General features: G+C 71.7%; 7 protein-coding genes and 1 pseudogene. 5 read left to right on the plus strand and 3 right to left on the minus strand.

Features of this window, described 5'->3' with window-relative positions; all coding sequences use genetic code 11:
- Nucleotides 1-33: 33 nt before the first annotated feature.
- A complete protein-coding gene (locus HNV26_RS19365) occupies nt 34-1,878 on the minus strand; it encodes a sensor histidine kinase (protein WP_171444045.1) in 1,845 nt (614 codons plus the stop codon).
- Nucleotides 1,879-2,108: 230 nt separating this feature from the next.
- Here HNV26_RS19365 and HNV26_RS19370 point away from each other — a divergent pair, with 230 nt between their 5' ends.
- The 5 genes from HNV26_RS19370 to HNV26_RS19390 all read left to right on the plus strand — a co-directional run bounded on the left by HNV26_RS19370 (nt 2,109) and on the right by HNV26_RS19390 (nt 9,381).
- A complete protein-coding gene (locus HNV26_RS19370) occupies nt 2,109-5,162 on the plus strand; it encodes a helicase-related protein (protein ID WP_171444046.1) in 3,054 nt (1,017 codons plus the stop codon).
- A gap of 143 nt (nt 5,163-5,305) precedes the next feature.
- On the plus strand, nt 5,306-6,115 hold the full coding sequence (locus HNV26_RS19375; RefSeq protein ID WP_171444047.1) for a TadE/TadG family type IV pilus assembly protein: 810 nt from the start codon (nt 5,306-5,308) through the stop codon (nt 6,113-6,115).
- A complete protein-coding gene (locus HNV26_RS19380) occupies nt 6,094-7,632 on the plus strand; it encodes a pilus assembly protein (RefSeq protein ID WP_171444048.1) in 1,539 nt (512 codons plus the stop codon). Before HNV26_RS19375 ends, HNV26_RS19380 begins: the two co-directional genes overlap by 22 nt.
- Before the next feature lies 1 nt (nt 7,633).
- Nucleotides 7,634-8,584, plus strand: coding sequence for a hypothetical protein (locus HNV26_RS19385; protein ID WP_171444049.1), 951 nt, complete (start codon nt 7,634-7,636; stop codon nt 8,582-8,584).
- Nucleotides 8,581-9,381 (plus strand): hypothetical protein, encoded by an 801-nt coding sequence (locus tag HNV26_RS19390; RefSeq protein ID WP_171444050.1) that lies wholly within the window; start codon nt 8,581-8,583, stop codon nt 9,379-9,381. Before HNV26_RS19385 ends, HNV26_RS19390 begins: the two co-directional genes overlap by 4 nt.
- A 3-nt stretch (nt 9,382-9,384) precedes the next feature.
- Here HNV26_RS19390 and HNV26_RS19395 read toward each other — a convergent pair whose 3' ends face one another.
- Together HNV26_RS19395 and HNV26_RS19400 are read right to left on the minus strand one after the other, a co-directional pair.
- Complete coding sequence (locus HNV26_RS19395; protein ID WP_171444051.1) at nt 9,385-9,948, minus strand: hypothetical protein; 564 nt, start codon at nt 9,946-9,948, stop codon at nt 9,385-9,387.
- Nucleotides 9,949-9,951: 3 nt separating this feature from the next.
- Nucleotides 9,952-10,425, minus strand: a pseudogene (locus tag HNV26_RS19400) (hypothetical protein); the annotation flags it as partial.

Below are 10,425 nucleotides of genomic sequence, written 5' to 3' on the forward strand. Positions count from 1 at the left end.
TGCCTGCCCCGCAGGGCTGCCTCACCCACAGGGTCATACCTGCGCTTCATTCACTGAGCAGGATGCCTTGTTTGTCCTGCGGGGAAGCTCAATCGTGAATTCCGAGCCTTCCCCGGTTCGGCTCTGGACGTGGATGGTGCCCCCGTGGGCCTCGACGAGCTGGCGGACGATGTAGAGCCCCAGGCCGGTGCCGGGGTGCTGCCCGCCGGCATGGAGGCGCTGGAATCGGTGGAACAGGCGCTGCTGTGCTTCCACGCCCATGCCGATGCCGCCGTCCCGGATGGCGAAGCGGACGCAGTGGGGGTCGGCCTGGACGCGCAGCTCCACGGGGTGGCCGCGGCCGAACTTGAGGGCGTTGCTCAGCAGGTTGGTGACGACGCGGTCCAGGCGCTGCCGGTCCCACTGGCCGGTGGCGCCTTCCTCCGCGCGGATGCTGAGGGCGCAGCCCGCGGCGCTGGCCTGGTCTCGGTGGCGCTCCACCACCTCGCGCACCAGGTGCGCCAGGTCCAGCGGCTCCGTGTCCAGCACCATGCGGCCCGCTGACAGGCGGGACAGGTCCAGGAGGTTGTGCACCAGCCGGCCCAGGCGCCGCGTTTCGCCCTCGGCTCCGGCCAGGCCCTCGCGCAGCCGCGTGTCGGAGGTGCCGGCGCTCTGCATGGACAGGCGCCGCAGCCGCAGCTGGAGCGAGCTGAGTGGGTTGCCCAGGTCATGCGCGGCGATGCCGATGAGCTCCAGCGCGTCCTGCGCCTGCGCCAGCAGCCGGGCGTTGTCGAGCGCGAGCGCGGCGCGCGCCGCCAGCTCCTCCATGAAGGCCCGGTCCACCTCGCCGAAGCGGCGGTGCGTGCCGGTGGACAGCAGGCACAGCGCGCCCAGCACGCGGGAGCCCACCGCCAGCGGCACCGTGAGGGCGGACGTCACGCCCAGCGCGCACAGCAGCTCGCCGTGTGCGCTGCCTTCCAGCGCCGGCGGGAGACGGGCGAGGTCCAGCTCCGGGAGCAGCTCGCTGCGGCCCGTGCGCACCACGCGAGAGGGGCCCACCTCGCCATCCTCTGGACAGCGCAGCAGCGGCTCCCACATGCGGTGGGTGGCGGCGATGTCCTCGCAGGCCACCGCGTGCGGGCGCACCGTGCCGTCCTCGGAGGGGAGGAAGAGGATGCAGGCGTCGGCCACCTCGGGCACGCACAGCCGGGTGAGGGCCTCGCCCACTTCGCGCGCGCCTGACAGCGGCTGGAGCACGCGGCCGGCTTCCGCGAAGAGCGCCTGGGCCCGCTCCATCCGGCGGCGCTCGGTGATGTCGCGCGTCACCTTCACGAAGCCGCGCAGCCGCCCGTGCGCGTCGTACAGCGCGGTGAGCAGCGTCTCCGCCCAGAAGCGGCTGCCATCGCGGCGCACCCGCCAGCCCTCCGCCAGCAGGCGCCCCTCGCGCGCGGCCCGCTCACGGTGCGCGCGGGGCACGCCCGCGGCCACCTCGTCCACCGGGTAGATGCGGTCCGCGTCGCGTCCGGCGAGCTCCACCTCGGACCAGCCGGTGAGGCGCTCGGCGCCCGCGTTCCACGCCGTCACCCGTCCGTGCCGGTCCAGGAAGCACAGCGCATAGTCCGTCACCCCGTCCATGAGGAGCTGCAGGTGCTGCTCGCTGGATTGGTGGCGCGCATGCAGCGGCGCCAGCGCGCGGTGGAGCACGAAGCCCAGCGCCGCCACGCAGGCCAGACCCAGCAGCCCCGCCAGGACGGCCTGGGGCAGGGCGCCGTGGCCCGGGGGCATGCTGGCTTGCGCGTAGACGGCGGACAGCAGCGTCGCGAGCAGCAGCAACCCGGCGAACAGGCAGGCGGACAGGCCGGCGCTCACTCGCTGGGCGAATGTCCAACGGCGCATCATGTGGTGACTCCCCCCCAAGGCACCCTTCCGGGCGTGCCGTCGGTGAGGAAAGCATCACCCAGACTGCATGCTGGAGGACATCGTCCTGGTGGACGGGGTGGGGCCACCCCAGGGGCGCTCGGGCGGTGCGGTGCGGGCCTCCGGAGGGCGCTTCGTCCGACGAAAGGCCGTCACGGGAGGCCGTCATGGAATGGCCTTCGTCCGGACAGGGGGTTATGAGCGGACGCTCCATGTCTCTAGTCGAAGGTTCGAAGGTCCGTTACCTCCCGCAGCCCGAATGGGGTGTGGGGCATCTGTTGTCGTTGCAGGAGGAGGGCGCCAAGGCGCTCGTCGCCTTCCCTGCCCGGGAAGACGCTCCGGTGCTGGTGTCCACCAAGGGTGGAGCCCTGGTGCAGTATCCGCTGCCTCCAGGCGAGCCGGTCATCACCTACAAGGGCCGCCTGGCGCTGGTGGTGCGCGAGGAGCCGGGGGCGCGCGGCCTGCGCCGCTACGTGCTGCGCTACGTGGAGAACGACGAGGAGGACGAGCTCCCCGAGTCCTCGCTGCGCGCGCTGCCGCCCCGCTCCGACCTGCTGTCCACCCTGCGCGAGGGCCGCGTGGGCGAGGCGCGGGCCTTCACGCTGCGCAAGCAGGCGCTGGTGTTGGATGACGAGCGCCGCTGCGACGCGCTGGGCGCGCTGCTGGCCAGCCGCATCATGGTGAAGCCGCACCAGGTGGGCGTGGTGCAGCGCGTGTTGTCCGCCAGCCGTCCGCGCTTCGTGCTGGCGGATGAGGTGGGCCTGGGCAAGACGATTGAGGCGGGCATGGTGTTCAGCGCGCTGCGCCTGTCCGGACTGGCGCGCCGCTGCCTGGTGGTGGCGCCCAGTCACCTCACCGTGCAGTGGCTGGTGGAGCTGTTCCACAAGTTCAACCAGCTCTTCACGCTGATGGATTCGGACCGCTACGCGCAGTCCCTGAAGGAAGCGCCGGAGGTGTCTCCCTGGGCACGCTTCCCTCTGGTGGTGACCAGCCTGGAGTTGCTCCAGCGCAGCGAGGAGCACCGCCGCGCGCTGGCTGGCGAGGACGCCTTCTGGGACCTGGTCATCATCGACGAGGCGCACCACCTCAAGGGCGAGCGCGCCTTCGAGGCCGCGCAGGTGCTGGCGAAGAACACGTGGGGCCTGTTGCTGCTCACCGCCACGCCCATGCAGTTGGACCCGGCGGAGTACCACGGCCTGCTCACCCTCATCGACGCGGCCACGGCGCCCTCCGTCGCGGGCTTCGAGGAGCGCCTCAAGCGTCAGGAGGAGCTGTCCGCCGCGGTGCGCGCGCTGATGGAGGGCGGCAAGCCGTCCGCCGCGGTGCAGGCGCTGGCGAAGCGCTTCCCCGAGGACGCGAAGCTGTCCTCGCTGAAGGACCGGGACGCGCTGCTGCAACACCTGTCGGAGACGTACAGCCTCAGCGACCGGCTGGTGCGCAACCGCCGCGCGGTGGTGGGCGGCTTCTCCACGCGCCGGCTGCACCGCCACCCGGTGGCGCTGCCCGCCGAGGAGCTGAAGGTCCGCGACGCCGCGCTGGCGGTGCTCGCCGGGGCCAGCCTGCGCGGCGCGCCGCTGGGCAACGTGCTGCGCCGGCTGGAGTCCAGCCCCGCCGCCTTCGCGGGCGCGGTGCGCGCCAACCCCGTGTTCAAGGGGCATGCGGACGCGCTGCGGTTGCCGTCGCGCGACGCGAAGTTTGGCGCCTTCCTGGGCGTGCTGCGCGGCGTCTGGAAGTCGGAGCCTGGGGCGAAGGTGCTCGTCTTCACGGAGAGCCGCGACACGCTGGACGCGCTCCAGTCCGAGCTGGGCCGCGAGGGCGTGGAGGCGCTGGGCTACCACGGTGACTTGCCCCTGGTGGAGCGTGACCGGCAGGTGGCGCGCTTCCGCGACCCGGAGGGGCCCAAGGTGCTGCTGTGCACGGAGGTGGGCGGCGAGGGCCGCAACTTCCAGTTCGCGCATCACCTGGTGCACTACGACCTGCCCTGGAGCCCGGCCACGGTGGAGCAGCGCATTGGCCGGCTGGACCGCATCGGCCAGACGCACCCGGTGGAGATTCACGTCTTCGACCCGGCGGGCACGCTGGCCTCCGACGTGCTGATGTTGCTGGCGGACGCGGTAGGCGTCTTCGGCGAGACGGTGGGCGGCCTGGACGCGGTGCTGGAAGAGGTGGAGGCGCGGCTGGCCGAGCTGGCGCTGATGCCGCGCGAGGCCCGCATGGCCTACGCGCAGGAGCTGAAGGCCCGCGTGGAGGCGGCGCGCGCGCAGGTGAAGCGCGCCTATGACCCGCTCCTGGACGTGCGCAGCTTCGACCGGCCCGCGGTGGAGCGCCTGGTGAAGCGCGCCCAGGAGCGCATGGGCATCGAGGCCGACGAGGAGGACGAGGACGGCGAGGCGGAGGCGTCCGGCGTGGAGGATGGCCTGTGGGGCATCGCGCGCGACCTGGACGAGCGGCTGGAGGAGACGGTGACGGAGCTGGCGCGCCGGGTGGGCATCGGCGTGGACACCGACGAGCAGGTGGAGGCCTTCCAGGTGGCCTTCCAGTTCGGCCACGCGCTGAAGGTGGACGGACTGCCGGGCATCGACGTGATGGAGGACCGCACGCAGCTGGGCACCTTCTGGCGCGACACCGCGGTGGAGGCGGAGGAGTTGGAGTACTTCGCCACCGGCCACCCGCTGGTGGAGGCGCTCTTCGGCTTCCTGCGTGACGGCCCCTACGGGCGCAGCGCCTTCCGCTTCATCGAGCGGCGCGGACCCCAGAAGGGGCGCGGCGTGGAGCTGCTCTTCCACGCCCAGCTGCCGGAGCCAGAGGACACGTCCCCGGGGGCCCGGGTGCCCAGCCGCCAGCTGGCGCGCTTCCTGGAGCGCACGTTGGTGCACGTCGCGGTGGTGGATGCGGGCGGCAAGCCCAAGCCCGACCCCACGCTGCTGCCCGCGCTGGAGAAGGAAGGGAAGTCGCTCAAGGGCGACGAGGTGTCGCTTGCCTTCCCCGGCTTCGCGGACTTCGTGGACGCGGCGGTGCCCGTGGGCCAGAAGGCCGCCGAGGCGGAGCTGGCGAAGCTGGCCACCCGGGCGCGCAAGGCCATTGAAGCCGAGCGCGACGCCGCCGTGGCCCGCCTGCGCCTGTCCCTGGGACACCAGGGCCTCTCCACCGAGGCCGTGGAGGCGCAACTGGACGCGGAGCGCACCCACTACGCCCGGCTGCTGGACGCGCTGGCGGGGGCCAAGGTGGTGCTCGACTCCGCCTGCGGCTTCGTCCTCAACCGCTGAAGGCGCCCCCCAATGTCCACCTGTTGACGCGTGATGGCGTGTTGCTGGGACTTCAAGAATTGCTGATTTTATTCTCCCAGTGAAATCGCGCGTCTTCAGGATGCCGGGCCATTTGACCGATTCCTCAATCAACGAGAAATAGGATGGTGGAGGCTCGTATGATCCACCGAGGCACCCCACGCACACGACGTCAGTCGGGACAGGCCGCGGTGGAAGCGGCGCTGACCCTTCCGCTGGTGGTGTTCCTTGTCCTGGGGACACTGCAGCTCTTCATGATGCTCCAGGCCCGCATCCTGGCGCAGGTGGCGGCATACCGGGCGGTGCGCGCGGGCAGCATCAACCACGGCAACTGCCTGCCGATGATGCACGCGGCGCTGGTGACCATGCTGCCCACGGTGGCGCGCACGGACAGCTCGGAGACCCTGGCGGCGGCCTTCTCCCCGCGCCGTCACAACCAATTCCGGGTGCGCAGCTCCTACGGGCGCGACTTCAACGAGCCGCTGATTGAAATCGTCCGGGAGTCGCCGGATGCCGGCTGGGCGCAGGAGCTGACGGGGGGCGAGGACCTGCTCTTTGATCAGCCCACGGACAACGCGGCGGCGCTTCGGGCCCGCACGTTGGAGATACGCATGGTGGCCTGGTACTACATGCGCGTCCCCTTCGCGAACTGGGTGATGAGCCGCATGCTGCTGGCCCACTTCCGGCTCCGGCGCTACACGGCGGCCAACCCGCTGATGCCAGTGCAGCGCCGCTCCGCGTGGTGGGGCGAGTCGAGCGCCACGCTGGGGCGCGACGGCTGGCCCGGCGGTGATTTGGGCACGCGCATGGTGCGCTGGAGCGACCAGGGACACTTCGTGTTCCCCATCCAGGTCAACGCGGCCATGCGAATGATGACGCCCGTCATGTCCGAGTACTTCATGGGAGGTCCCGCGTGCAATCTCCACGGCTCGTGAGGCGCTCGCGGCGAGGCCAGGCGCTGGTGCTGTTCGCGCTGACGCTGCTGCTGCTGACGTTGATGGTGCTGATGACGCTGGGCTTCGGGATGCGCGCCAAGGAGCGCGTCGAAATCCAGATGGCCGCGGACGCGGCCGCCTACAGCCAGGCGGTGGCCACGGCGCGCGCCTTCAACGCCATCTCGGTGATGAACCGCGCCCAGGTGGCGCACATGGTGGCCATGGCCGGCACCCAGTCGCTCATCAGCCACAGCAGCCAGGAATACGCGGCGCATGACGTGGCCTGCCCCGGCTCCATCCCGCCGCCGGTGTGGTTCGCTGCGGACGCCGCCGCCGCCACGCAGGTGCGGCAGCTCCAGGGCCGGGCCGGCAACCTGTTCCAGGCCGGGCTCAACATCTACGGCAAGCTCCTGAGCGAGCACATCGCGGAGCAGGAGCTCACCCGGCGTGTCGCGCAGGCGGTCAACTCGGAGCTCCGCGCGCCGTCCGCTGGCGCGGCCAAGAGCTTCTCCGAGCTCAATGGTGGCAACGACGTCCCGGAGCGCGACGCCGTCATCCAGTCCATCAAGGCGGGCACTTATGGCTGCGGCGTGGGGGACGGAGCGCTCTGCCCTTCGGGCGGCGGCACCCCCGCGCTCAACGCCACCATGGGGAGCATGGGGTGGACGTGGGTCCACAACCGTCCGGGAGGCACCGCTGGTTTCGGCACCGGCGGCGCCGCCATCTCCAGCAGCTTTCGCCGCTACGGCTCGGTGTCGCAGATGGACCCCGCGACGTACCACACCGTGTCGGGCCGCAACTCGACGGCGCATGACCACGGGCGCGTCGTCATCCCCACGCGCTGCACCCGAGCGCCGACGCTTCCGCCCATCGCGACGGATGCGTGGGTGATGTCCGACGAGGAGCAGACGCACGAGGACCAGCACGTCTACGGCGCGCGCCTGCCCCCGGGCCAGGCGCCGGAGGACGGGAAGCCAACCTACGAGACGCACACGCTGGGCGCGTGCGTGGTGTGCCCCGGCATCTGGCCCTACTCCGTTGGCTACAACGTGGACGAGCTGCACGCGGGCGCGTCCAACCACTACGGCCAGCCCAAGCTGTACAGCATCCTGTACCGGGACTACGCGAGCGCGGAGCGCCAGGCCCGTCCGGACCCGTGGAACCTCTTCTTCCGCTTCCGCTTCGCGGGGACCGAAACAGAGTTCGACAACAGCAGCCCGTTGGGCCGCATCCGCCCCACGGGCCGCGAGGACGTGCACCGCAACCAGGTGGCCCTCTCCGCCGGCATGGTCTACTACCACCGGCCCCGGCCCGCGGCGCAGGGCGGCGGCTGGCGCGAGCCTCCCAACTTCCTCAACCCCTTCTGGCGCGCCACGCTGGTGAGCGCGGAGGGCGCCCGGGATGACCGGCCCGCGGACAGCCTGTCCGCCGCCGGCTTCTCCGGGCACGCGCGGGCGCTGCGAGAGCTGCACTCCGTGGGCTACCGGGGCGGTGGCCCCGGCGACAGGGGCTACTGACATGCGGGTTCGCCATGCACGAGGCCAGTCGCTGGTGGAGACGGCGCTGGGGGTGATGGTGTTCGTCACCATCCTGCTGTTCGGCATCTACTTCGCCGAGGTGGGCGCGCTGACGCTCAAGGTGCAGGAGGCCGCCAACTTCGCGATGTGGAACGCCACCGGCCGGGTGATGCACGACCCGCAGGACAACGAGTGGGGCCGGCGGGGCACGGTGCTCGCCGCCGAGGCGGAGGCCAACGGCCGCTACGCGGACTTCGACGGACGTCAGCGCATGGGCCGCACGGGCGTGGCCGTCCAGCAGGCCATTGCCCGCGCGCAGCCCATCCAGGTGGATTGCCGCCCGGAGCTGCCGGGCACCGTGCGCGGCCTCTCCATGGCGGACGCGGCCCCGGGCCTGGCCGGCACCATCACCATGGGGACGCAGGGCATGGGGTGCACCGCGTCCTCGAGCATTCGCGGCGTCCGGATTGGCCGCTATCTGGAGAATGGCCGGGAGGGGTTCTTCAAGGTGTCGCAGCGCCGGGCCGCCGATGCCTTCACGGTGTGCGCCGCCGGGCGCGCCTCGGGCGGCCGCTGCACGGCGCGCTTCGGCATGTTGCTGGATGACTGGGGGCTGGGCGGCGTGGAGGAGGGCCGGGCCTGCGCGCTCAACATCAACGGCGCGCGCCGGTGCGCCAACCCGGACTACTACGAGTGGGCGCAGCGCGTGTACCGGGCCAACGGCGCGGGCGGGAACGCCGGCTCCGCGCTCGCGGCAATCACCGGCGCGGCCGGCGTCAACGAGGACCAGTTCTTCATGAGCTTCCGCGGCGAGGAGGACAACTACGAGGAGAACCTCGGCTCCACGCACGCCGGCGGCCAGACGCGCTGGGAGGTGACGCCCTTCGACGCGCCCAACATCCGCTCGTACAACGTGGGCCGCGCGAACCACTGGCTCGGGGTGCCGCGGTGACGTGGCGCCGGAGGCTGCTCGTCACGGCGTGCCTGCTCGGCGCGGCGCCGGTGGGGGCCCAGGGCACGGCGGCGAAGGCACCCGTGGCCGCCCAGGGCACGGCGAGCAAGGCACCCGCCGCGTCCCCGGCACAGCCCGAGGCTCCCGCGCGGCCGCGCTTCGCCTGGCCCCGCGTGCAGGTCATCGACACCGTCGAGTCGAATGAAATCGTCGAGGCAGGGGGCATCCCCGTCGCGCTGCGCGCCGTGCACGCGAAGGAGCGGATGGATGACCTGGTGCAGCGCTTCGCGGACGCCTTCATCCAGGCGGGCCTGCACCTGCCGCCGGGCCACGAGCAGCCACAGCTCGCCAGCGGCGCGGTGATGCTCACCGCCATCGACGGCCACCGGGGCATCACCTACACCGTCATCTTCCAGCCGCGGCCGGACCGCACCACGCTGATGTACCTCGGTGAGGCCAATCACGCCCTGCGCAGGGACCCGGCGGCGGCGGGGGACTTCGCGCCCATGCCGCCCCTGGCCAGCCAGGTGCTGCGCGTCAACAGCGAGAGCTCACGCACGCTCGCCTTCCACGTCCCATTGTCCGGCGAGGCCGTGGACGCCTTCTACGCCCAGGCGCTCACGCGCGCGGGTTGGAGGCTGGAGGAAGGGGAGACGTCCTTCTACGTGCGCGCGGGCGAGGAGCTGCGCGTGGTGCACGAGCCGGGCGAGGGGAACCAGCGGGCCGTGGTGCTGGTGTACCGCGGCGGACGGAGCGTGCCACCGCCGCCTCCTGGGCCCGCCGCCGTCGTGCGTTGAAGCTCAGGCGCGCAGCTTCTCGCGCAGCGCCTTGGCGCGGCCCTGCATGTCTGGATCCATGCTCGTCAGCTCGACGGACTTCAGGCGCTGGTCCAGGCTCTGCGGCACCTTGGCCTTCAGCTTGCCTTCCTCCCCGAGCACCTCCAGCTTCGCCAGCGCCTTGTCGACGATGCGCTCGCGCGGGTGGTCCAGCAGGCTGTCGAGGAAGTACGCGTCCTCGGGCAGCTCCGGGTACTTCTCCAGGTAGTCCACCACGGCCTTCACCCAGTCGGCGCGCGTCTCGGACTCGGTGACCTTCTGCATGGCCTGCTTCTGGGCCTTGCGCTTGCCCTCGGGGTCGAACGTCTTCGCCAGCCCCTCCGGCAGCTCGCCGCCGGTGAAGAGCGCGTCCGCGGCGGCCTTGTACTTCTGGTAGCTCGCGCTGCGCTCCAGCTTCTGCTGCGCGGGGTCGTCCTGGCGGGAGGCGTACTTGCTGCCCTTGCCGCGCCCCGCGTCGATTTCGCGCCAGCTCTTGTTGCGCTTGCCGGAGAAGCCGCCGCCGCCGTTGTCGTCCCTGTCCTTGGCCATCCTTCATCTCTCCTTGCGAGCGCCCCACAGCGCCGCCAGTCCGCGATGGACGAGGCGCCGCACCACCTCCAGTTCCTGGGAGGACAGGGGCTGCTCCTCGTCCTGCTCCGCCTCGAAGAGCGCCTCGTCCGCGTAGTCCTTCAGCGGCTGAGGCACTGGCGGGGCATCCGTGTCCGCCTCCATCACCGCCGGCTTGACGGACGTGAGTCCCGGCGGCCAGCCCAGCTCCAGCATGGCGTACAGCTCGAGGAGCAGGTGGCGGGCGACGCCATATCCTTCGTCCGTGAGCGCCGCCGCGTCAAGCGCGCCCAGCAGCGCGTCCTGTCGGTTTTCGAAGGCATGGGTGAAGCGCGTGCGCGTCTTCTCGTCGTCCTCCAGATAACGCCAGGCGGCCTCCACGAATTCGCCCGTGGGCGTCCCCGGGTGGAAGGGCGCGGGCGCGGGGGCCTTCACCTTCTTCGGGCTGTCCCTAAAACA

It is taken from the genome of Myxococcus xanthus, from assembly GCF_013116825.1.
Taxonomy (GTDB): domain Bacteria; phylum Myxococcota; class Myxococcia; order Myxococcales; family Myxococcaceae; genus Myxococcus; species Myxococcus xanthus_B.

Coding starts and splice junctions, on each gene's coding strand:
- HNV26_RS19375 (WP_171444047.1), top strand. CDS start 5,306: ATGGTGGAGGCTCGTATGATCCACCGAGGCACCCCACGCACACGACGT.
- HNV26_RS19365 (WP_171444045.1), bottom strand. CDS start 1,878: ATGATGCGCCGTTGGACATTCGCCCAGCGAGTGAGCGCCGGCCTGTCC.
- HNV26_RS19395 (WP_171444051.1), bottom strand. CDS start 9,948: ATGGCCAAGGACAGGGACGACAACGGCGGCGGCGGCTTCTCCGGCAAG.
- HNV26_RS19385 (WP_171444049.1), top strand. CDS start 7,634: ATGCGGGTTCGCCATGCACGAGGCCAGTCGCTGGTGGAGACGGCGCTG.
- HNV26_RS19370 (WP_171444046.1), top strand. CDS start 2,109: ATGTCTCTAGTCGAAGGTTCGAAGGTCCGTTACCTCCCGCAGCCCGAA.